Origin of the sequence: Massilia agrisoli (assembly GCF_020831365.1) — a bacterium.
In the GTDB taxonomy this organism is placed as follows: Bacteria; Pseudomonadota; Gammaproteobacteria; order Burkholderiales; family Burkholderiaceae_D; genus Telluria_A; species Telluria_A agrisoli.
Window position 1 is genome coordinate 16,481 of the sequence record NZ_JAJHPV010000006.1, and the last position, 22,996, is coordinate 39,476.

The 22,996-nt window shown below is 64.2% G+C and carries 20 protein-coding genes; 15 read left to right on the top strand and 5 right to left on the bottom strand.

All coding sequences use genetic code 11. From position 1 onward, the window contains the following. The first annotated feature begins 12 nt into the window (after positions 1–12). The 10 genes from LMJ30_RS04080 (at position 13) to LMJ30_RS04125 (ending at position 10,260) form a co-directional block, all read left to right on the top strand. A complete protein-coding gene (locus LMJ30_RS04080; RefSeq protein ID WP_307729217.1) occupies positions 13–1,542 on the top strand; it encodes an ammonium transporter in 1,530 nt (509 codons plus the stop codon). Positions 1,543–1,700: 158 nt separating this feature from the next. Continuing rightward, positions 1,701–3,002, top strand: a complete 1,302-nt coding sequence (gene gshA, locus LMJ30_RS04085) for a glutamate--cysteine ligase (protein ID WP_229431070.1) — start codon at positions 1,701–1,703, stop codon at positions 3,000–3,002. Positions 3,003–3,104: 102 nt separating this feature from the next. After that, positions 3,105–4,052, top strand: coding sequence for a glutathione synthase (gene gshB / locus LMJ30_RS04090; RefSeq protein WP_229431071.1), 948 nt, complete (start codon positions 3,105–3,107; stop codon positions 4,050–4,052). A gap of 1 nt (position 4,053) precedes the next feature. Then, the gene (locus LMJ30_RS04095) at positions 4,054–4,461 is read left to right on the top strand and encodes a PTS sugar transporter subunit IIA (RefSeq protein ID WP_229431072.1); all 408 of its coding nucleotides are present in this window, start codon (positions 4,054–4,056) and stop codon (positions 4,459–4,461) included. 64 nt (positions 4,462–4,525) lie between these two features. Then, positions 4,526–4,795, top strand: a complete 270-nt coding sequence (locus LMJ30_RS04100; RefSeq protein WP_229431073.1) for an HPr family phosphocarrier protein — start codon at positions 4,526–4,528, stop codon at positions 4,793–4,795. A gap of 41 nt (positions 4,796–4,836) precedes the next feature. Beyond that, positions 4,837–6,594 (top strand): phosphoenolpyruvate--protein phosphotransferase, encoded by a 1,758-nt coding sequence (gene ptsP, locus LMJ30_RS04105; protein WP_229431074.1) that lies wholly within the window; start codon positions 4,837–4,839, stop codon positions 6,592–6,594. Next, complete coding sequence (gene metX / locus LMJ30_RS04110) at positions 6,494–7,765, top strand: homoserine O-succinyltransferase MetX (protein WP_371872972.1); 1,272 nt, start codon at positions 6,494–6,496, stop codon at positions 7,763–7,765. The genes ptsP and metX overlap by 101 nt, the downstream gene beginning before the upstream one ends. Continuing rightward, the gene (gene metW / locus LMJ30_RS04115; RefSeq protein WP_229431076.1) at positions 7,762–8,379 is read left to right on the top strand and encodes a methionine biosynthesis protein MetW; all 618 of its coding nucleotides are present in this window, start codon (positions 7,762–7,764) and stop codon (positions 8,377–8,379) included. The genes metX and metW overlap by 4 nt, the downstream gene beginning before the upstream one ends. A gap of 84 nt (positions 8,380–8,463) precedes the next feature. Beyond that, positions 8,464–9,348: a M48 family metallopeptidase gene (locus LMJ30_RS04120; RefSeq protein ID WP_229431077.1), complete on the top strand. Its 885-nt coding sequence runs from the start codon at positions 8,464–8,466 to the stop codon at positions 9,346–9,348. Further along, positions 9,349–10,260 (top strand): RluA family pseudouridine synthase, encoded by a 912-nt coding sequence (locus tag LMJ30_RS04125; protein WP_229431078.1) that lies wholly within the window; start codon positions 9,349–9,351, stop codon positions 10,258–10,260. On the opposite strand, the gene LMJ30_RS04130 is transcribed toward LMJ30_RS04125, so the two are convergent. Beyond that, positions 10,261–12,957 (bottom strand): DUF4214 domain-containing protein, encoded by a 2,697-nt coding sequence (locus LMJ30_RS04130; RefSeq protein WP_229431079.1) that lies wholly within the window; start codon positions 12,955–12,957, stop codon positions 10,261–10,263. Between the two features lie 215 nt (positions 12,958–13,172). Then, entirely contained in the window at positions 13,173–13,943 is a 771-nt protein-coding gene (locus LMJ30_RS04135) for an exodeoxyribonuclease III (protein WP_229431080.1), read from the bottom strand. Between the two features lie 59 nt (positions 13,944–14,002). On the opposite strand from LMJ30_RS04135, the gene pyrE reads away from it, so the two are divergent. Beyond that, positions 14,003–14,665, top strand: a complete 663-nt coding sequence (gene pyrE, locus LMJ30_RS04140; RefSeq protein ID WP_229431081.1) for an orotate phosphoribosyltransferase — start codon at positions 14,003–14,005, stop codon at positions 14,663–14,665. 93 nt (positions 14,666–14,758) lie between these two features. On the opposite strand, the gene gatB is transcribed toward pyrE, so the two are convergent. From gatB to gatC, 3 genes are read right to left on the bottom strand one after another with little or no spacing between them, the layout of a single operon-like run. Continuing rightward, positions 14,759–16,219: an Asp-tRNA(Asn)/Glu-tRNA(Gln) amidotransferase subunit GatB gene (gene gatB / locus LMJ30_RS04145; RefSeq protein ID WP_229431082.1), complete on the bottom strand. Its 1,461-nt coding sequence runs from the start codon at positions 16,217–16,219 to the stop codon at positions 14,759–14,761. Positions 16,220–16,241: 22 nt separating this feature from the next. Beyond that, entirely contained in the window at positions 16,242–17,717 is a 1,476-nt protein-coding gene (gene gatA / locus LMJ30_RS04150) for an Asp-tRNA(Asn)/Glu-tRNA(Gln) amidotransferase subunit GatA (RefSeq protein WP_229431083.1), read from the bottom strand. Positions 17,718–17,738: 21 nt separating this feature from the next. Further along, positions 17,739–18,041, bottom strand: a complete 303-nt coding sequence (gatC, locus tag LMJ30_RS04155) for an Asp-tRNA(Asn)/Glu-tRNA(Gln) amidotransferase subunit GatC (RefSeq protein WP_229431084.1) — start codon at positions 18,039–18,041, stop codon at positions 17,739–17,741. A 322-nt stretch (positions 18,042–18,363) separates the two neighbouring features. Between gatC and LMJ30_RS04160 the strand changes: the two genes are divergently transcribed. From LMJ30_RS04160 to mrdA, 4 genes are all read left to right on the top strand, one after another. After that, a complete protein-coding gene (locus LMJ30_RS04160; protein WP_018057985.1) occupies positions 18,364–19,407 on the top strand; it encodes a rod shape-determining protein in 1,044 nt (347 codons plus the stop codon). A gap of 132 nt (positions 19,408–19,539) precedes the next feature. Then, positions 19,540–20,565 carry a rod shape-determining protein MreC gene (mreC, locus tag LMJ30_RS04165; RefSeq protein ID WP_229431085.1) on the top strand — a complete coding sequence of 342 codons (1,026 nt, stop codon included), beginning with the start codon at positions 19,540–19,542 and terminating at the stop codon, positions 20,563–20,565. Beyond that, the gene (gene mreD / locus LMJ30_RS04170; RefSeq protein WP_229431086.1) at positions 20,562–21,074 is read left to right on the top strand and encodes a rod shape-determining protein MreD; all 513 of its coding nucleotides are present in this window, start codon (positions 20,562–20,564) and stop codon (positions 21,072–21,074) included. Before mreC ends, mreD begins: the two co-directional genes overlap by 4 nt. Positions 21,075–21,081: 7 nt before the next feature. Then, a complete protein-coding gene (gene mrdA / locus LMJ30_RS04175) occupies positions 21,082–22,992 on the top strand; it encodes a penicillin-binding protein 2 (protein ID WP_229431087.1) in 1,911 nt (636 codons plus the stop codon). The last annotated feature ends 4 nt before the right edge of the window (positions 22,993–22,996 follow it).

The following is a 22,996-nucleotide window of genomic DNA, read 5'->3' on the forward strand; positions in this document are numbered from 1 at the left end:
GGGGAACACTTAATGAAAAAAACTATAACAACATGGCTGGCTGGGGCGGCATTGCTGTTCGCCTTCGCTGGCGCGCTGCCCGCCATGGCGCAGGATGTCCAGGCGCCTGAAACCGCCACCACCGCCACCGCTACCGCCGCCGCACCCGCAGCGCCGGCAGTGGCCGCGCCCGCCGCCGAAGCCGCCGTACCTGCGGCCGAAGCCGCACCGGCCCCGGTCCCGCACAAGGGCGACACCGCCTGGATGTTCATCGCGACCATCCTCGTCGTCGTCATGGCGATTCCTGGCCTCGCCCTGTTCTACGGCGGCCTGGTCCGCTCGAAAAACATGCTGTCGGTGCTGATGCAGGTCTTCATGGTCTTCGCCGTCGTCATCGTGCTGTGGTGCGTGTACGGCTACTCGCTGGCGTTCACGGCTGGCAACGCGTTCATCGGCAGCTTCGACCGCGCACTGCTGACCGGCATCTGGGACCCTGCGCAAGGCGCGTTCGCCTATGCCGCCACCTGGAGCAAGGGCGTCGTCATTCCTGAATTCGTGTTCGTTGCCTTCCAGGGCACCTTCGCGGCCATCACCTGCGCCCTGATCGTCGGCGCGTTCGCCGAGCGCGCCAGGTTTGCGGCGGTGCTGGCTTTTGTCGTGCTGTGGTTCACCTTCAGCTACCTGCCGATCGCCCACATGGTCTGGTTCTGGACCGGTCCGGACGCCATCACCGACGCCGCCAGCGCAGCGGCGGAAGGCGCCAAGGCTGGCTGGCTGTTCCAGAAAGGTGCGCTCGACTTCGCCGGCGGTACCGTGGTGCACATTAACGCCGCCATCGCCGGCCTGGTCGGCGCCATCATGATCGGCAAGCGCATCGGCTACGGCCGTGAAGCCATGGCGCCGCACTCGCTAACGATGACGATGATCGGCGCCTCGCTGCTGTGGGCTGGCTGGTTCGGCTTCAATGCCGGCTCGGCACTGGAAGCGGGCGACATCGCCGCGCTGGCCTTCATCAACACCTTGCTCGCTACCGCTGCCGCCACCGTCTCGTGGGTGCTGGGCGAATGGATCTTCAAGGGCAGGCCTTCGATGCTGGGCGCAGCGTCCGGCGCGGTCGCCGGCCTGGTGGCGATCACCCCGGCCTGCGGCTTCGTCGGACCGATGGGCGGCCTGGTCATCGGCCTGCTGGCCGGCATCATTTGCCTGTGGGGCGTGAACGGCCTGAAACGCCTGATCGGCGCCGACGACTCGCTCGACGTGTTCGGCGTGCACGGCGTCGGCGGTATCCTCGGCGCACTGCTGACGGCCGTGTTTGCCGCACCGTCGCTGGGCGGGCAGGGTATCTTCGACTATGTCGCCAACAAGGCGTCGCCGGACTATTCGATCAGCGGCCAGCTGGTCACCCAGTTGTGGGCGGTGGGCACGACGATCGTCTGGTCGGCGGTGGTGTCCGTGGTCCTTTACAAGCTGGTCGACATGGTCATCGGCCTGCGCGTACCGGAAGAAGAAGAGCGCGAAGGACTGGACATTACAAGCCACGGCGAATCGGCGTACCATTCCTGACCTGGCCTAAATACCCTTTCCCGCGCGAGCGGGGTGGTTCCAGGCGCCCCGCGGGGCGCCTTTTTGCGTTCCAGCGGCGCAAAGGCCTTTAAAATGTCTTTATCGCCCCGATTTACGATTCTCATAATTATCAAAAAAGCCTGAAGGACGTCTTATCCATGGTTCCGCACCTTGTCACAGCCCTGACCGGCCCCCTGCATGATCTCGAGAAAAAAGTCCTGGAGGCCACGCCGGCAATCGAGCGCTGGTTCCGCCTCGAGTGGCAGGAGCACACCCCGCCGTTCTACTGCTCGGTCGACCTGCGCAACGCCGGCTACAAGCTGGCCCCGGTCGACACCAACCTGTTCCCGGGCGGCTTCAACAACCTGGCGACCGAAATGCTGCCCCTGTCGGTGCAGGCCGCCATGGCCGCGATCGACAAGTATTGCCCGGACGCACGCAACCTGCTGCTGATTCCCGAGAGCCACACGCGCAACCCGTTCTACCTGCAAAACATCGCGCGCCTGATGCAGATCTTCCGCCAGACCGGCCTGCACGTGCGCCTGGGCTCGCTGTCGCCGGACATCACCGAGCCGACGCCGCTGGCGCTGCCTGACGGCAACATGCTGGTGATCGAACCGCTGGTGCGCTCGGCCAACGGCCGCCGCCTGGGGCTGAAGGACTTCGACCCGTGCACCATCCTGCTCAACAACGACCTGTCGGCCGGCATCCCGTCCATCCTGGAAAACATCCACGAGCAGTCGCTGTTGCCGCCGGTGCACGCCGGCTGGGCGGTGCGCCGCAAGAGCAACCACTTTGCCGCCTACGATGAAGTGGCCAAGAAGTTCGGCAAGCTGATCGACGTCGACCCGTGGATGGTCAACCCCTTCCACGCCAAGTGCGGCGAGATCAACTTCCAGGAAGACACGGGCTCCGAGTGCCTGGCTGACAACGTCACCATGCTGCTGGCCAAGATCAAGAAGAAATACAAGGAATACGGCATCAAGGACCAGAAGCCGTTCGTCATCGTCAAGCCGGACGCGGGCACCTATGGCATGGGCATCATGACGGTGCGCGACGCCAGCGAAGTCAGGGACCTGAGCCGAAAGCAGCGCAACAAGATGTCCGTGATCAAGGACGGCGTCGCCGTTACCGACGTCATCATCCAGGAAGGCGTGCCGACCTACGAGAGCATCAACGATGCGGTGGCCGAGCCGGTGGTCTACATGATCGACCGCTATGTGGTGGGCGGCTTCTACCGTGTGCACGCCGAGCGCGGCATCGACCAGAACCTGAACGCCCCGGGCTCGCAATACGTGCCGCTGGCGTTTGCCCAGCAGCACGCGGTGCCGGACCTGAAGGCCAAGCCGGGCACGGCAGCGCCGAACCGCTTCTACGTGTATGGCGTGGTGGCAAGGCTGGGCTTGCTGGCCGCATCGCTGGAACTGGAACGCACGGATCCGAATCCGGAAGTGTACTGACGTACTGTGCTTGTTCCCGCTTGCGGGAACAAGCTTGGCCCTCCTTCAACCCCACTCGGCGTTTCCGGCTAAAATCAGGTATTACCTGCAATGGAACCGCCCATGAAACTCGCTTTCCTCGCCGACCCGCTGTCCGGCTTCACAACCTATAAGGACTCGACCTTCGCCATGATGCGCGAGGCGGCGCGGCGCGGCCACGCGGTGTATGCGTTCGAACAAGGCGACATGGCGCTCGAAGGCGGCATCGTCAGCGCGCAAATTTCGGAGATCACCCTGACCGGCGACGCCGACGACTGGTACCGCGCCACGCCGAAAGCCAGCGCGCGCCTGTCCGAGTTCGACGCCGTCATCCTGCGCAAGGATCCGCCCTTCGACATGGAGTACGTGTACTGCACCTACCTGCTCGACCTGGCGGAAAAGCAGGGCGCCTGCGTGGTCAACAAGGCCCAGGCGGTGCGCGACCACAATGAGAAGCTGTCGATCACCCAGTTCAGCGAATTTACCTCGCCAACCCTGGTGACGTCGGATTCCACGCGCCTGCGCGAGTTCCACGCCGAACACGGCGACGTGATCTTCAAGCCGCTCGACGGCATGGGCGGCGCCGGCATCTTCCGCATCCGCAGCGACGGCATGAACCTCGGTTCGGTGATCGAATCGCTGACCGACCTCGGACGGCGCACCATCATGGCCCAGCGCTACATCCCCGAGATCGTCAAGGGCGACAAGCGCATCCTCGTCATCGGCGGCAAGCCGGTGCCGTTCTCGCTGGCGCGCATCCCGCAGGCCGGCGAAGTGCGCGGCAACCTGGCCGCCGGCGGCATCGGCGTGGCCCAGCCGCTGACGGAGCGCGACCGCGAGATCGCCGAGGCCCTCGGCCCCACACTGGCGGCCCGCGGCCTGTTGCTGGTAGGATTAGACGTAATCGGCGATTTCCTGACCGAGGTGAATGTCACCAGCCCGACCTGCTTCCAGGAGATTACGGAGCAGACCGGATTCGACGTGGCCGCGATGTTCATCGACGCGGTCCAGCAGCAGGTAACAGGTAAATAACATGGTAGGCATTCTGTTGTTGACCCACGCCCCGCTGGGCCAGGCATTCATCGCGGCCGTGGAGCATGTGTTCCGCGGCCCGACCGAGCGCTTTGAAGCGATTGACGTCACCGCCGACCAGGATATCAGCCAGGTCCACGCGCTGGCGAAGCAGGCGATCGCCCGCCTGGACGACGGCAGTGGCGTGCTGGTCATCACCGACATCAAGGGCGGCACGCCGTCCAATTGCTGCAACTCGCTGGCGGCAGAAGGCTGTGTCGAAGTCATCGCCGGCATCAGCCTGCCGATGCTGCTGCGCGCGATTACCTATCGCCGCGACACGCTCGACGTGGTCGTCGAGATGGCGCTGGCCGGCGCGCAAAGCGGGGCGGTACGAGTGGATAACCGGATCCGGGTAGGTCCGGGATAGGAAGCGGCTGCGCGCTGCGCGGCCGAACAAATGGCGCAGTTCTGTGTGATTGAGACGAGAAAAAATGATTCAACAAGAACTAGAAATTATCAACAAGCTGGGCTTGCACGCACGGGCCTCGGCAAAACTCACACAACTGGCAGCAAAGTTCCAAAGCGATGTCTGGCTCACGCGTAACGCGCGCCGGGTCAACGCCAAGTCGATCATGGGCGTGATGATGCTGGCCGCCGGCATGGGCGCCAAGGTCACGCTGGAAGCCGACGGACCGGACGAAAGTGAATGCGTCGCGGCCCTCGCCGCGCTCATCAACGACAAGTTCGGCGAAGGCGAGTAATGCGCGAGCGCGCTTCGTCCCGCTTCCACACAGGTCCGCCAATGGCATCGTTCACGCTGCACGGCATACCGGTCTCGCGCGGCATCTCGATCGGCCGCGCGCACCTGCTCACGCCCGCCGCACTCGACGTCAAGCACTACCTCGTCCCCGAGGAACAGCTCGAAGCCGAGGTGCGCCGCCTGCAGGAAGCCATCGCAGAAGTGCACCGCGGCCTGCAGGCGCTGTGGACCGACCTGCCCAAGGATGCGCCGACCGAACTGGGCGCCTTCATCGACGTCCACGCGCTGATTTTGTCGGACCCGATGATCTCCGAAGCGCCGCTCGACATCATCCGCACGCGCCACTACAACGCCGAATGGGCGCTGGTGACGCAGATCGATGAGCTGTCCGCGCAGTTCGACGAAATCGAAGACCCTTACCTGCGCGAGCGCAAGGCCGACATCCAGCAGGTCGCCGAGCGCGTGCTGAAGGTGCTGATGGGGACCGCGCAGCTGATGCCGCCGCGCGCCGCGGCGAGCGCCGACGAATACCAGCCGCAGATGATCGTCGTCGCGCATGACATCTCGCCGGCCGACATGCTGCAGTTCCGCGACCGTTCGTTCATTGGCTTCGTCACCGACGTCGGCGGCCAGAACTCGCACACCGCGATCGTCGCGCGCAGCCTGGACATACCGGCAGCCGTGGGCATGTCGCAGGCCTCGCAGCTGATCGAGCAGGACGACTGGGTGATCATCGACGGCGACGCCGGCGTGGTGATCGCCAACCCGAGCGCGCTGGTGCTCGACCAGTACCGCGAACGCCAGGCCGCGCAGATTCGCGCGCGCAAAAAGCTGCTGAAGCTGAAGAAGACCCCGGCCATCACCCGCGACGGCGTGCAGGTGGCCATGTTGGCCAATATCGAGCTGCCGGACGACTGCCCGGGCGCGCTCGACTCCGGCGCCGAAGGCGTGGGCCTGTTCCGCTCCGAGTTCCTGTTCATGGGCCGCACCGGCCATCCGCACAAGATCCCGGGCGAGGACGAACAGTTCGAGCAGTACCGCAAGGCGGTGGTAGCGATGAAGGGCCGTCCGGTGACGATCCGCACGCTCGACATCGGCGCCGACAAGCCGCTCGACCCGACCGAACACAACGCGCTGAACCCGGCGCTGGGCCTGCGCGCAATCCGCTACTGCCTGGCCGAGCCGCAGCTGTTCCTGACCCAGCTGCGCGCGATCCTGCGCGCCTCAGCCTTCGGCAAGGTGCGCATCCTGATCCCGATGCTGGCGCACGCGTTTGAAATCGACCAGTCGCTGGCGATGATCGAGCAGGCCAAGGCGCAGCTGCGCGAGGCAGGGCACAAGTACGACCCGGCGGTCCAGGTGGGCGCGATGATCGAGATCCCGGCGGCTGCATTGTCGCTGCCGATGTTCGTCAAGCGCATGCACTTCCTGTCCATCGGCACCAATGACCTGATCCAGTACACGCTGGCGATCGACCGCGTCGACTACGAAGTCGCGCACCTTTACAACCCGCTGCATCCGGCGGTGCTGCAGCTGATCGCGATGACCATTACGGCGGGCCAGAAGGCCGGCATCGACGTCGCCGTGTGCGGCGAGATGGCGGGCGACACCAAGCTTACCCGGCTGCTGCTGGGAATGGGCCTGCGCGAGTTCTCGATGCATCCGGCCCAGCTGCTGTCGGTCAAGCAGGAGATCCTCAATTGCGACATGGCGAAGCTGGCCACGCAAACCCGCAAAATCCTGCGCACCAGCGAGCCGTCCGCGATCAGCGAAGCGGTCGAGCAGTTGCAGGCAATCTGAAACACCACAACGAAGTCACATGCAATCCATTGGAATAGTCTCGCCCAGTTCGATGCACTTCACTGAACCGCTGGCGCTGAAAAGCGGCGCGCGGATCGGTGACTACACGCTCGTCTACGAAACCTACGGCACGCTCAACGCCGACCGCTCGAACGCCGTCCTGATCTGCCATGCGCTCAATGCCTCGCACCACGTGGCCGGCACTTACGCCGACCAGCCAAAGAGCACCGGCTGGTGGGACAACATGGTCGGCCCCGGCAAGCCGGTCGACACCGACCGCTTCTTCGTCATCGGCGTCAACAACCTCGGCTCCTGCTTCGGCTCGACCGGCCCGATGCACGACAACCCGGCCACCGGCAAGCCGTATGGCGCGGCGTTCCCGCTGGTGACAGTGGAAGACTGGGTGGCGGCGCAGGCGCGCCTTGCCGACGCGCTGGGCATCGAACAGTTTGCGGCGGTCATGGGCGGCTCGCTGGGCGGCATGCAGGCGCTCGCCTGGAGCATGATGTTCCCGGAACGCCTGCGCCACTGCGTCGTGATTGCATCGACACCCAAGCTGTCGGCGCAGAACATCGCCTTCAATGACGTCGCCCGCCAGGCCATCCTGACCGACCCTGACTACCATGGCGGCGACTTCTACGCGCACGGCGTGGTGCCGAAAAACGGCCTGAAGGTGGCACGCATGGTTGGCCACATCACCTACCTGTCCAACGACGACATGGCGGAAAAATTCGGCCGCAAGCTGCGCAACGCCGCGGAGAACAATGATTACAAGTTCGACTTCGGCGTCGACTTCGAAATCGAATCCTACCTGCGCTACCAGGGCGACAAATTCTCCGAATACTTCGACGCCAACACCTACCTGTTGATCACCAAGGCGCTCGACTACTTTGACCCGGCGCGCGACTTCGGCGGCGACCTGGCCAAGGCGCTTGCGAACACCCGCGCTGAATTCTTCCTGGCCTCGTTCACCACCGACTGGCGCTTCTCGCCTGAGCGCAGCCGCGAGATCGTCGAGGCGCTGCTGTGCAACCGCCGCCGCGTGACTTACGCCGAGATCGACGCGCCGCACGGCCACGACGCCTTCCTGCTGGAAGACCCACGCTACATGAACATGGTGCGCGCCTATTACCAGCGCATCTGGGACCAGATGCCGGAGGTGCGCGCATGAACTTCGAAGACCTCTCAACGCTGCGGCCCGACCTGGCCTTCATCGCACACTGGGTGCCGAAGGGCGCGCACGTCCTCGACGTGGGCTGCGGCGACGGCGCTATGCTGAGCTACCTGGGCAGCGACAAGCGCTGCACCGGCTATGGCATCGAAATCGACGACCACAAGGTGCTCGAAAGCGCCGCGCGCGGCGTCGACGTGATCCAGCACGACATGGAAAAAGGCCTCGGCATCTTCGGCGACAATTCGTTCGACACGGTGCTGTGCCTGTCGTCGCTGCAGATGATGCAGCACGTCGAGGCGCTGCTGCGCGATATCGTGCGCGTGGGCGCCGAAGCGATCGTCTCTTTCCCCAACTTCGCGTACTGGCCGCACCGGGTGGCGCTGCTGCGCGGGCGCATGCCGGTATCGCGTTCGCTGCCGTACCAGTGGTACGACACGCCGAACGTGCGCTGCGCGACCATCTACGATTTCGAGGAACTCGCGCAGGAATGCGGCCTCGAAGTGCTCGAGCGCGTGGCGCTGGTGGGCGGCCGGCCGGTATCGGTGCTGCCCAACCTGCGCGGCAGCCTGGCCGTTTTCCGCCTCCGCAAAAAAGGCCGCCCGGCGCCGTGATCCAGACCGCCTGTCCATATCGTGTGCGACTTCGGGCGGATTTTTGAGATGATGGTGTTATCAGATAAACAGCACGGTACCCACATGAACAAGCTCAAACACATTGCCCTCGCGGCGGCGCTGGCCGCCTGCGCAGGCGTCGCCCCGGCCCAGCAACAGGAAGCCCAGGTCCAGGACGGCATCGAGGTTCGCCCGATGCCGCGCTACCGCGTGCTGGCGTCGGAAGACCAGATGGAGCAGCAGGCCAGGCAGCAGTACGCGGCCATGATGACGGAGGCGCAGAAGCAGGGCGCCCTGGCGCCGCCAGACCATCCGCAAGTGGTCAGGCTGCGCACCATCGCCAAGCGCATCATCCCGTACTCGACCCGCTGGAACCCGGCCGCATCGAAATGGAACTGGCAGGTCAACCTGATCGGCTCCGACCAGGTCAACGCCTTCTGCATGCCGGGCGGGCGCATCGGCTTCTTCAGCGGCATCCTGACCAGGCTGAAGCTGACCGATGACGAAGCGGCGGCCATCATGGGCCACGAAATCGCCCACGCGCTGCGCGAACACGGGCGTGAGCAGATGGTCAAATCGGCCGGCACCTCGCTCGGCATGCGCCTTGGCGGCGCGCTGCTGTCCGGATGGCTGGGCATCGACCCGCGCATGACCGACACCGTGGCGCAGTACGGCACCCAGCTGCTGTCGCTGAAATACTCGCGCGACGACGAACGTGAAGCCGACCTGATTGGCCTCGACCTGGCCGCGCGCGCAGGGTACGACCCCCGTGCAGGCATCGCGCTGTGGCAAAAAATGGCCTCCCTGAACAAGGGCGCGCCGGCCAGCTGGCTGTCGACCCACCCGGGCGGCTCGGACCGCATCCGCCAGATGAACGACCATATGGGCGTGCTGCTGCCGCTGTATGCGCGCTCGAAAGGCACGTCGGCGTCGAAGCTGCCGCCGTACCGCACCACCGCACTGAGATAAATGGGAAGGCAGGCCGCTAACAACGCCATCCGGCCGCTCCCTGTCAGGAACGGCGTCGCGCCAAGCTACCTGTGGCTCGACGAGGACCGCGCCGGCGGCATGCTGGCTTTCCTGTGCGACCAGTTCCCGGCCGTGGGCGAGGCCGCGTGGCGCGCCCGCATGGCGCGCGGCGAGGTAGTCGACGGCGCCGGCTGCGTGCTCGATGCAGGCAGCGAAGTCAGGCGCGGCATGCGCATCTGGTATTACCGCGAGATTGAAGCCGAAACCCCGATCCCGTTCGAGGAACAGGTGCTGTTCCGCGACGAGCACCTGGTTGTAGTGGACAAGCCGCACTTCCTGCCGATGACCCCGAGCGGCCGCTTCCTGCGCGAGACGCTGCTGGTGCGCCTCAAGGACAAGCTTGGACTGCCGCACCTGACGCCTATCCACCGCCTCGACCGCGAGACCGCGGGGGTGGTCATCTTTTCGCATTGCGAGGCGAGCCGCGGCGCCTACCAGTCGCTGTTCCAGCAGCGCAGCGTGGAGAAGGCCTACGAAGCGCTGGCCGCCCCGATGGCCGGCCGCAGCTTCCCGTTTACCCATCGCAGCCGGATGGTCGACGGCACCCCGTTCTTCCGCATGCAGGAGGTCGAGGGCGAGCCCAATTCAGAAACCCTGGTGGATGTCATCGGCCAGCGCGGCGACGCCTGGTTGTACCGGTTGGAGCCGCATACGGGCCGCAAGCACCAGCTGCGGGTGCATATGGCGAGCCTGGGCGCGCCGATCCTCAACGACGCTTTTTATCCGGTCGCGCTGCCATGCAAGGGCGATGATTTTACGAAGCCGCTCAAGCTGCTGGCGCGGTCGATTGCTTTCCGCGATCCGCTCAGCGGCCAGCAGCGCCGCTTCGACAGCGGGCGCGTGCTGGACTGATTACAGCAGGGTGAGGTTGAAGGTCAGCACTGGCGTGCCGATGATCTCGGCGTAGGCATTGCCCGCCACGTCAGTAATGCTGTTCGCTTCCAGCGACAGCGTATGCTGGCCAAGCCCGATGTCAGGGCTGATGGTCAGCACGGAATGCTCGGCATTGGTGGGGGAAGCGCCGATCGACCACGCGGTTGCATGGTCCAAGCTGATAAAGCTGAGCAGGCCGCCGAGGACGCCGGCGAACTTGAGCGAGCCCTGCACGAAACTGACGTGCTCCGAAAAAGCCAGCTTGACGTCGCCGGACGTGGCGCCGTTTTCCAGCGGCGTGGTGCCGATGATGGTTGGCGCGGTTGTATCGATGCGGATGCCAAGCACCGGCGACGCCTCGCCAACATTCCCTGCTGCGTCCACGAACCTGACGGTGATGCTGTGCGCGCCTTCAGCCAGCGCGGACGAAGGAGCTACCTTCCACGCCCCGTCCGCCCCAACCGTCGCCGATCCGACTTCCGCAGCGCCGGCATACAGCTTGACGGTATCGCCTTGGGCGCCTGTCGTGCCCTCAAACATCGGCAGCGTGTCGCGGGTGATGTTGTCGATGGCCGAGGTGCCGGTGTCGCTTGCGTCCACCAGGTCGGCAATCGAAGGAGTTGGCGGCGGCGTGATATCCGGGCCAGGCAATGTGGCAAAAGCCAGTGCACCGGCGACCGCGTTTCCGGCGGCGTCCGTGAACGAGCCGGGCAGCGTCATCGTGTATGCCGTCCCTGCCGCCAGCACATCGGCGCCGTCGATCGTGATTGTCTTCAGGTCGGACGAGAACCCGACATTCTCCCGGCCCACCGTGACGCTCGCGCCAGACGCCGTCGAGAACGTGATCGTCGCGGTATCGTCGCGCCAGTACATCGCTTCGCTGAAGGTGAGCGCAAGCGGCGTCGCGGGGTCGATGGAGTCGTCCAGGCCGGTAACGCCTGGGCCGGTGGTATCGAGCACAAAGCTCAGCGAGCGTTCGGCGCTGCGGTGCTCGCCGGTCGGATTGGTGAAGTAGGCGATGACGGTATTGAGGCCCTCGATGTACTCGCCGCCGCTAAAGGCCCAGGTCTTGTCCGCGTTCGGGGAGACAACGTGCGAGACGCCGTTGACGACGATGTTCAGTGTTGTTCCGGAAGGGGCGCCGACGAATTTGCCGCTCAGCGTCTGGGTCGGATCATTGGTCAGCTGGTCGGTAGCGGAGATGCCGGTGTCATTGAATTCAAGCTTGCTGTCGACTACCGGCGTGACCAGGGTGTCGACAGTGTAGGTGCTGGAGGTGAAGTCACGGTCTGTGAAATTGCCCGCGACGTCGCGCACGCTACCGGCGCGCAGGGTGATGAAGTTGGTCTCGTCATTGACCTGGCTGGCCGTCGGCGTGAACGCGGCGGTCCAGGTGCGTCCGCCATCGGTACTGGCAAAACCCGACAGCGAGCCGTTTGGAATATCGAAGTCGCTTGCAACTGGGGCCTCGACGGCTTCGCTGAACGCGATCGTCATGGTCGCGGTATGGCCCGAGTTGAAGCTGCCGCGGTCCAGCGTGAACGACACCACTTCGGGCGGCGTCGAATCGCCGAATGGCGTGAAGTTAAGGACGGTCGAATCGGAGATGCCGCCAAACGGCATGTCGTTGGCGCCTTCGAACACGCCCTTGCCGACCAGGATGCTGTAGGTGACGCCGGACTTCAGCGCGGACGCCACGGTGATGGTGACGCGCTCGCCGTCGAACGACACATGGGAAGTGTCCCTGACGTCGATCGCGCGCGTGTCGGTGGCGCCGACGATGCGTACTTTCGGCTGGCCGGTCGCGCGGTCGATCACGGTTTGCGCCGCGCCGTCGGTAATGTAGATCACACCGGATCCTGCGAACACGTCTTGCGAAAACGCGAGCACGATCTTCGGCGTAACAGAGACGCCCGAAGTCGTGTCATCGGCCGGCGTGGTCGAGCCAAAGTCGAGCACGGGCGCTTTGTTCGACATGTCGTTGATGGTGCCGCCGCCACCCGCGCTGGTCTTTACCGTGTCGGTAACGAAGGGATGCGGCACCGGCGCGCCGGTGTAGCGGCTGCTGGCAAACAGCTGGTTGATCAGGGTGAGCGGCTCCTCAAGCTGCAGGGCGCTGTCGATTTGCTGCTGGGTCGGGGCCGAACCGGTGATGCCGTGATACTGGGCGATCACCTTGACGGCGCCGCCAGTGGCCGCCGCCATCTCACCCGAGGCGGCGATCGCGGCCAGGACGTCGGCGCGGCTGGCCAGGCCCTGCGCCAGCTGCTCGACCCAATACGCCTTGCCGCTGGCGTCCGGTGCGCGGCCCAGCGCGTTCTGGTAGATCAGGTCGATGAAGTCGGCATTGCGGGCGGCGCCGTACACCTCCGCGAACTCCGGGGTCATGACGAAGGCGGCGGCGATGGCGTCGAGCGGCGTGCCCGCTTGCAGCTGCTGCAGCCAGAATGACAGGCCGGCGGCATCGGGAATGCGGTCAAAGGCGCTGTAGTACAGGCGGGCCAGGGGCGCGACCGCGTCCGCGAACTCCGCGCTTTCGACAAAGTGAAGGGTCGCCTCGGCAGCCGACAGCACGCCGGCGTCGATCGCCTGCGACCAGAACGCACGTCCAGCATCGTCGGCAGGTCGCCCGAGGAAGGTCAGGTAGAGCTGTTCTACGAAGGCTGGAGTACTCATGGTCTGGATGCCGCGGGGGCGAAAAGTTGGGATCGCGGCGGGCGTGAAGACACCTGCCGCAGGGAAGCATAGTGTATCAACAAAGGAGATATTATTTTCGTAAGGCAACGTTTACCGGCACGGAATTTGCGTGCGGGCAACATTAACGTGCCGAAAAACCACGCTATTCGCAACTGAGTGCCGCGAATAGCTGTGTTTTTGATAAGAGGTGGCGTTTAGATGCCGTAGTCGATGATCAGGGGCGCGTGGTCGGAAAAACGCTCATCCTTGTAGATCGCGACCGTTTTCGCCTGCGACGCGATGCCCGGGGTAGCGACGTGATAGTCGATACGCCACCCGACGTTCTTGGCCCAGGCCTGGCCGCGGTTGCTCCACCAGGTGTACTGTTCCTCGCGCTTGTCGATGCCGCGGTGGACGTCCACGAAACCGACCTCGTCGAAGATGCGTGTCAGCCACGCGCGCTCTTCCGGCAAGAAGCCCGAATTCTTCTTGTTGCCCTTCCAGTTCTTCAGGTCGATCTCCTGGTGGGCGATATTCCAGTCGCCGCAGATGACCACTTCGCGGCCCTCGGCTTTCAGTTCGAGCAGGTGGGGCAGGAACACCTCCATGAAGCGGAACTTCGCTTCCTGGCGCTCGGGGGAAGACGAACCAGAAGGGCAGTACACCGAAATGATCGACAGGTCGCCGAAATCGCAGCGCACGTAGCGGCCCTCTGCATCGAATTCAGGGCAGCCGAAACCGGTGCGCACCGCATCCGGCTTGGTGCGGCTGTAGATGCCGGTGCCTGAATACCCCTTCTTTTCCGCATAATGGAAATGGCCGTGATAGCCGCCTGGCGCCAGGAACTCCTCGGTCATGTCAGGCAGTTGCGCCTTCAGCTCCTGCACGCAAACGAAGTCGGCGGTTTGCGCCGCCATCCAGTTGAAAAAGCCCTTCTTGTGGGCGGAGCGGATTCCGTTCAGGTTCGCTGAAATAATTCTTGGCATGGTTCCAGGGGGAGTAGGGGTGGCGTAAAATACCGCCAGATTTTAACAGTGAGGTCTTAGTGAATAATTTGCGCCAACAGTTTATCGCTTTTTCGGTGTCCACGGGCGTGTTGCGCTTCGGTGAGTTTACGACCAAGGCAGGGCGCCTGTCGCCGTACTTCTTCAACGCGGGCCTGTTCCACGAAGGCGCGACGCTCGGCCAGCTGGCGCAGTTCTACGCCCAGACCCTGCTCGATTCCGGCGTTGAATTCGACATGCTGTTCGGGCCCGCGTACAAGGGCATCACGCTGGCGTCCGCCACTGCGGTTGCGCTGGCGGGCAAGGGGCGCGACACCTCGTTCGCCTTCAACCGCAAGGAAGCCAAGGACCACGGCGAAGGCGGCACCATCGTCGGCGCCAAGCTGCAAGGGAAGGTCGTCATCATCGACGACGTGATCTCGGCCGGCACCTCGGTGCGTGAATCCGTGGAGATGATCCGCGCGGCCGGCGCCGAGCCCTGCGCGGTACTGATTGCGCTCGACCGCATGGAACGTTCGGGCAAGGACGACGCGCTGTCGGCCAGTTCTGCGGTGCAGGAAGTGAGCCGCGAGTTCGGCATCCCGGTGATCTCGATCGCCAACCTCGACGACCTGTTCACCTACCTCAACGCCGAAGGCGCCGACCCGCAGCTGGCGCAATACAAGGAAGCAGTCGCCGCCTACCGCGCCCGTTACGGCATTTAAACAAGTAGTTGCAAAAAATTCGGGGTCAGACCACCGGTATTTTGGAATATTTCAAATACCTGTGGTCTGACCCCGATTTTGTTTGGCTGGAGCTTAGCCCGCGAGCTTTTTCTTCAGCAGTTCCGTCAGTTGGGCAGGATTTGCTTTGCCCTTCGAGGCTTTCATCGCCTGGCCGATCAGCGCATTGATGGCCGCTTCCTTGCCGGCGCGGTATTGTTCAACGGACTTTTCGTTGGCTGCCAGTACGTCGTCCACAATCTTTTCCAGCGCGCCGCTGTCCGAAATCTGGCGCAGGCCTTTCTGGTCGATGATCGCGTCGGCAATGTGCTCGTCGGTCGATTTGGCTTCCCACATCGCGCCAAATACTTCCTTGGCGATCTTGTTGGAGATCGTGCCGTCGGCAATCCGCTTGAGCAGCAGCGCGAGCTGCGATGCTTCGACCGGCGCGTCGGCGATGCCCACGCCTTCGCGGTTCAGGGTCGACGAGACGTCGCCCATCAGCCAGTTGGCCGCGGCCTTGGCATTCTCCTTGCCGGCCTTGGCCACCACCGCTTCGAAGTAGGCCGCCATCTCGTGCGACGAGGTCAAAATCAGGCTGTCGTATTCCGGCAGCGCGTAGTCGCTGACGAAGCGCGCGCGCATCGCCGCCGGCAGTTCCGGCATGTCGGCGCGGATCCGCTCGATCCACTCTTGCGAGATCACCAGCGGCGGCAGGTCCGGGTCAGGGAAGTAGCGGTAGTCCTGCGCGTCTTCCTTGGTGCGCATCGCGCGCGTTTCTTTCTTGTCCGGGTCCCACAGGCGCGTCGCTTGCTGCACCTTGCCGCCGTCTTCGATCAGCTCGATCTGGCGCCGTACTTCGTAGGCGATCGCTTCTTCCATGAAGCGGAACGAGTTCAGGTTCTTGATCTCGCAGCGGGTGCCGAATTCCTTCTGGCCGACCGGGCGCACCGAGACGTTGACGTCGCAGCGGAACGAGCCTTCCTGCATATTGCCGTCGCAGATGCCGAGCCAGACCACCAGCGAGTGCAGCGCTTTGGCGTAGGCGACCGCTTCGGCCGAGCTGCGCATCTCCGGCTCCGAGACAATCTCCAGCAGCGGCGTGCCGGCGCGGTTCAGGTCAATGCCGGTCATGCCCGCATAGTCTTCGTGCAGCGACTTGCCGGCGTCTTCTTCGAGGTGGGCGCGGGTCAGGTTGACCGTCTTGGTCTCGAGCTTGCCGTCCTTCTCGTAGCCGAAGGTGAGCTGGCCGCCGATGACGACAGGGTCTTCGAACTGGCTGATCTGGTAGCCCTTCGGCAGGTCAGGGTAGAAGTAGTTCTTGCGCGCGAAGACGGAGCTTGGCGCGATCTTGGCGCCCACGGCCAGGCCGAGGCGGATGGCGCGTTCGACCGCGCCCTTGTTCATCACTGGCAGCACGCCAGGCAGCGCCAGGTCGACCGGGCTGGCCTGGGTGTTCGGCTCGGCGCCGAACTGGATCGAGCTGCCGCTGAAAATTTTGGAGTTGGTCGTGAGCTGGACGTGGTTCTCAAGACCGATGACGACTTCCCATTGCATAGGTTTCTCGCTTCTTTGAATGTTAGACGCCGGCAGGGGCGCGCGTGTGCCAGTCGGTCGCCAGCTGGTACTGGTGCGCGATGTTCAGCAGCTTCGCTTCGGCGAAGTAGTTGCCGATGATTTGCAGGCCAACCGGGCGCTTGCTGTTCTTCTCGCCTTGTCCGAAGCCGCAGGGGATCGACATGCCGGGCAGGCCCGCCAGGCTGGTCGACAGGGTGAAGATGTCGGCCAGGTAGTTGGCGACCGGGTCGTTCGATTTGTCGCCCAGGTCCCACGCGACCGTCGGCGCGACCGGTCCCATGATGACGTCGCACTTGTCCCCCAAAACCGCCTGGAAGTCGTCGGCGATCATGCGGCGGATCTTCTGCGCCTGCAGGTAGTAGGCGTCGTAGTAGCCGTGGCACAGCACGTAGGTGCCCACCATGATGCGGCGCTGTACTTCCGGGCCGAAGCCTTCGGCGCGCGTCTTCTTGTACATGTCCTGCAGGTCCTTGTACCCGGCGGCGCGGTGGCCGTAGCGCACGCCGTCAAAGCGCGACAGGTTCGACGACGCTTCCGCCGGCGCGATGATGTAGTAGACCGGGATCGACAGCGAGGTCTTTGGCAAGGTGATGTCGACCAGGGTCGCGCCCAGCTTGACGAATTCGTCCAGCGCGGCGCGCACCGCTTGTTCAACATCGGCGGCCAGGCCTTCGCCGAAGTACTCTTTCGGCACGCCGATGCGCAGGCCGCTCAAAGGCTTGGCGAGGTCGCGCGCGAAGTCTTCGCGCACATTGCCCTGTTCGATCGTCAGCGAGGTCGAATCGCGTTCGTCGAAGCCGATCATTTCATTGAGCAGCAGGGCGCAGTCTTCCGCGGTCTGGGCGATCGGGCCGCCCTGGTCGAGCGAGGAGGCGAACGCGATCATGCCGAAGCGCGACACGCGCCCGTAAGTCGGCTTGATGCCGGTGACGCCGCAGAACGAGGCCGGCTGGCGGATCGAGCCGCCGGTGTCGGTGGCGGTGGCCGCAGGGGCCAGGCGCGCGGCAATCGCGGCGGCCGAGCCGCCCGAGGAGCCGCCTGGCACCGCCAGCTTGTCCCACGGGTTTTTCACCGCGCCGAAAGCCGAGTTCTCGTTCGACGAGCCCATCGCGAATTCGTCGCAATTGAGCTTGCCGAGGCTGACCATGCCGGCAGCGTTGAAGCGCTCGACCACGGTGGCGTCGAACGGGCTGGTGTAATTGCCCAGCATGTTGGAGCCGGCCGTCGAGCGCCAGTCGCGCGTGACGAAGATGTCCTTGTGCGCGATCGGCACGCCGGTCAGCGGACCGGCGCTGCCGCCGGCCAGGCGCGCGTCGGCCGCCGCCGCTTGCGCGAGGGTCAGCGATTCGTCGACGTGCAGGAATGCGTTCAGGTCGCTCGATTTGATGCGCGCAAGATATTGCGACGCCAGTTCGGTGGCGGACACCTGTTTCGAATGCAGGAGTTCGGACAGCTGTTTCAGGGTTTTAGTATGCATGGCTGATCATCGAATCCGTAATTACTCAATAACTTTTGGTACCAGGTACAGGCCGTCCTGGGTTTTCGGCGCCGGCGCCTGGTAGTCGTCGCGGCGGTTTTCTTCGGTCACCACGTCGTCGCGCAGGCGCAGCGACAGCGAATCCATGACGGCGGCCAGCGGCTGCGACAGCGGCGCGACGCCGGTGGTGTCGATCGCCTGCATCTGCTCGGCCAGCGCAAAGATGCCGTTCAATTCATTCAATGCGGTCTCGGCGTGGGCCTCGTCCATATCGAGCTGCGCGAGATGGGCAATGCGTTTTACATCTGAAAGTGTCAGGGACATGGCAGGATAGCGCGGCGCTGGCCGCGTTCAAAATGTTGTGGGCGAATGGTGAAAATTGAAATAACAGAGCGTTAAAGACGATAAAAGCTTATTAATCCCGCCGATCTCGTCGAGCGAACTGGCATGGAAAACACCGGTTTTTCAGCATTTACACGCCAAATTATAAGGTAGAATGGCGGGCTAATGCGTTGTGGGGGCTGAATCCTGCCCACCGCAGCTTGCGAAACGGCGCGACGGTGCGACAATATACGCGCGGCGACGGTATCCTTGACGTTATCCTTAATAATGCTAAACGCGCAGCTTATTGCGCTACAGGACACACATGTTTGGTTTTTTACGTAGCTATTTTTCGAACGATCTCGCAATTGACCTTGGTACTGCAAACACGCTGATTTACGTGCGTGGCCTCGGCATCGTTCTGGATGAGCCATCGGTGGTGGCGATTCGCCAGGAAGGCGGCCCGAACGGCAAGAAGACCATCCAGGCAGTCGGTAAGGAAGCCAAGCAGATGCTGGGCAAGGTGCCGGGCAATATCGAGGCGATCCGCCCGATGAAGGACGGCGTGATCGCCGACTTCACCGTGACCGAGCAGATGCTCAAGCAGTTCATCCGCATGGTGCACGACTCCAAATTCTTCCGTCCTTCGCCGCGCATCATCATTTGCGTGCCGTGCGGTTCGACCCAGGTCGAGCGCCGCGCGATCCGCGAATCGGCGCTCGGCGCCGGCGCGTCGCAGGTCTACCTGATCGAAGAGCCAATGGCTGCGGCGATCGGCGCCGGCCTGCCGGTATCGGATGCCACCGGCTCGATGGTGGTCGACATCGGCGGCGGCACCACCGAAGTCGGCATCATCTCGCTGGGCGGCATGGTGTACAAAGGTTCGGTGCGCGTCGGCGGCGACAAATTCGACGAAGCCATCGTCAACTACATCCGCCGCAACTACGGCATGCTGATCGGCGAACAGACCGCGGAAGCGATCAAGAAGGCCATCGGTTCGGCTTTCCCTGGTTCCGAAGTCAAGGAGATGGAAGTCAAGGGCCGCAACCTGTCCGAAGGTATCCCGCGTTCGTTCACCATTTCGTCCAACGAGATCCTCGAAGCGCTGACCGACCCGCTCAACAACATCGTGTCGGCAGTGAAGAACGCGCTGGAACAGACCCCGCCGGAACTGGGCGCCGACATCGCCGAAAAAGGCATGATGCTGACCGGCGGCGGCGCGCTGCTGCGCGACCTGGACCGCCTGCTGATGGAAGAAACCGGCCTGCCGGTGCTGGTCGCCGAAGACCCGCTCACTTGCGTGGTGCGCGGTTCGGGAATGGCGCTCGAGCGCATGGACAAGCTTGGCTCGATCTTCTCCTACGAGTGATCACTCGCCGCTGGCCGCTTCCCGGGCGGCCCGCCCGTGCCCTGGCACGGATGTCCTGATCGAAGCGGGGCGCACGCGCGCCCCGCATAGTGAACCTGGCGCAGTGCGCCGTCATCTTCACACCTGAAAGTCATGGAATACAGCCCACCGCCACTGTTCAAACAAGGCGCCCCAGCGCGGGTCAAGGTGATTGTGTTCGCTCTCATTTCCATCGTGCTGTTGCTGGTCGACGCGCGCATGAACACCCTCGCCACCATCCGCCAGGTGGCAGGCACCGTCCTCTACCCCTTGCAAATGGCCGCGCTGATGCCGCGCGAAGCCATTTCGACGATGGGCAGCTACTTTTCGTCACTGTCGGCGCTGCAAAAAGAAGTGCATGAGCTGAAAAGCCAGCAGGCCGCGACGGCGCTGGCGATGCAGCAGGCGCGCCTGCAGATGGCCGAGAACGTCCACCTGCGCAAGCTGATGGGCGCGCGCGAGCACGTTCCCGTCAAGTCGATCGTCAGCGAGATCCTGTACGACGCGCGCGATCCCTCGGCCCGCAAGATCGTGCTCGACCGCGGCGCGCGCAACGGCGTCGCCCTCGGCCTGCCCGTGATCGACAACGCCGGCGTGGTCGGCCAGGTAACGCGCGTCTTCCCGTTCACGTCCGAAGTGACCCTGTTGACCGACAAGGAGCAGGCGATCCCGGTGCAGGTGCTGCGCAACGGCCTGCGCAGCGTCGCTTATGGGCGCGGCAACTCCGGCTCGCTCGAACTGCGCTTCATGACGCCGAACGCCGACGTGCAGGTCGGGGACATCCTGATTACCTCCGGCATGGACGGCGTGTATCCGGCCGGCCTGGCAGTGGCCAAGGTGATCCAGGTCGAGAACAGCGCCTCTGGCGCCTTCGGCCGCGTGGTGTGCCAGCCGCTGGCCGGCGTCGACCGCAACCGCCAGCTGCTGGTGCTGATGTCGCTGCCTGAGCTGCCGCCGCGCCCACCTGCCGAACCGCCGCCGCCGGCCAAGCGCAGCCAGCTGCCCAAGATGACGCCGCTCGAGACCCCGCGCGCGCCGCAGGCCGCCATGGCGATGCCCGCGCCGGCGCCGGCCGCCACACCGACCACCGCAGCGGCCCCGGCGACCACGCCGCCCGCGGCCACGGAGACTGCACGATGAACCGTCCTCACTACATCCTGCTGCCGGTCAGCCCGCTGTTCATCGCGTTCAGCCTGACCTGCGCCTTCATGCTCAACCTGCTCCCATGGGGGAAGTGGGTGGGCGTACCCGATTTCGTCGCGCTGGTGCTGGTCTTCTGGGGCATCAAGCAGCCACGCAAGGTCGGCATCGGCGTCGCCTTCTTCATGGGCCTGCTGATGGACGTGCACGAGGCCACGCTGCTGGGCGAGAACGCGCTGGCCTATACGCTGCTGTCTTATTTCGCGATCATGATCCACCGCCGCGTGCTGTGGTTCCCGGTCTTGACCCAGGCCTTCCACATCCTGCCCCTGCTCCTGATGGCGCAGGCGATCCAGATGCTGGTGCACCTGATCGGCTCCGGCAAGTTCTCCGGCTGGCTGCAGTTCGTCGAAAGCGCCGTGGCCATCGCGCTGTGGCCGGTGATCTCGTCGCTGCTGATGGCGCCGCAACGGCGCGCGGTCGACCGCGACCATACGCGCCCGATCTGAAGCAGCGATGACTGAAATTAAGAACAACGACCGGGAGATCCACCGCTTCCGCATGCGCCTTGCAGCGTTTGTCGGCATCGTGTTCCTCGGCTTCGGCGTGCTGGTGGCGCGCTTCGTCTGGCTGCAGGTCATCAAGTACAGCGACTATGCGGCGCAGGCCGAGGACAACCGCATCGCGATCGTGCCGATCGTGCCGAACCGCGGCCTGATCGTCGACCGCAACGGCGTCGTCCTGGCCCGCAACTTCTCCGCCTACACGCTCGAGATCACGCCGTCCAAGCTGCACGCCAACCTGGAGTCGGTGATCGACGAGCTGGCCAAGCTGGTCGAGGTGACGCCGCGCGACCGCAAGCGCTTCAAGCGCCTGCTGGAAGAGTCGCGCAGTTTCGCCAGCGTGCCGCTGCGCACCCGCCTGACCGACGACGAGGTGGCGCGCTTCACCGCCCAGCGCTTCCGCTTTCCCGGCGTCGAGGTGCAGGCGCGCCTGTTCCGCCAGTATCCGATGGGCGAGGTCGCATCGCACGTGATCGGCTACATCGGCCGCATCAACCAGCGCGACGCCAAGGTGATCGACGCCAGCGAGGACGCGGCCAATTACAACGGCACCGATCACATCGGCAAGGAAGGCCTCGAGAAAAGCTACGAGGCGCAGCTGCATGGCCGCACCGGCTACGAAAAAGTCATCAAGACCGCGGGCGGGCGCGCTGTGTCGACCCTGTCGCGCACCGAGGCAACCCCGGGCAGCAACCTGATCCTCTCGGTCGATATCGAACTGCAGAAGATTGTCGAGCAGGCCTATGGCGATTTCAAGGGCGCTTTTGTAGCGATCGAGCCGGAAACCGGCGACGTGCTGGCTTACGTCTCGCGCCCTGGCTACGACCCCAACCTGTTCGTCGACGGGATCGACACGCAGAACTGGAACGAACTCAACACATCCGAAGACCGTCCGATGCTCAACCGCCCGCTGTCGGGCACCTACCCGCCGGGATCGACCTTCAAGCCGTTCATGGCGCTGGCCGCGCTGGAGCAGGGCCGCCGCACACCGTCGCAGGGCATCCAGGACATCGGTTACTTCATGCTGGGCGGGCACCGCTTCAACGACGACAAGCCGGGCGGACATGGCTTCGTCAACATGCATGATTCGATCGTCGCTTCATGCGACACCTATTATTACCAGCTCGGCAACGAGATGGGGGTCGATAATATCCACGACTTCATGAAGCAGTTCGGGTTCGGCGAAAAGACCGGGATCGACCTGGAACACGAGAAGACCGGCGTGCTGCCGTCGACTGCCTGGAAGCGCGAGCGCTACAAGAAAAACAAGGCCATGCAGAAGTGGCACGCGGGCGAGACCATCTCGGTGAGCATCGGACAGGGCGCCAACAACTACACCATGCTGCAGCTGGCGCACGCGGTCTCGATTCTGGCCAATAACGGCGTGGTAATGAAGCCGCACCTGGTCAAGATCGTCGAGGATGGCGCCACCCGCGCGCGCAGCCTGACCGTGCCGAAGGAAACCCGGCGCGTCGCGCTCAAGCAGGAAAACATCGACGTGATCAAGCGCGCGCTGGTAGGCGTGAACACCGAGCCCGCCGGCACGGGCCGCATCGCATTTGCCAATGCCGGCTATACGTCCGCGGGCAAGACCGGTACCGCGCAGGTGATCGGCCTGAAAGGCCAGAAGTACAACGCCAGCCGGATCGCCGAGCGCTTCCGCGACAACGCCCTGTACGTGGCGTTTGCGCCCGCCGACAAACCGCGCATCGCGCTGGCGATGGTGGTCGAGAACGCCGGCTTCGGCGCCGCCAGCGCCGCGCCGATCGCGCGCAAGGCGATGGATTACTACCTGCTCGGGAAGCGTCCGGTAATCAAGGACCAGGCCAAGCCGGGAGCCGCTCCAGCGGCGCCTGCACACTGAGGAA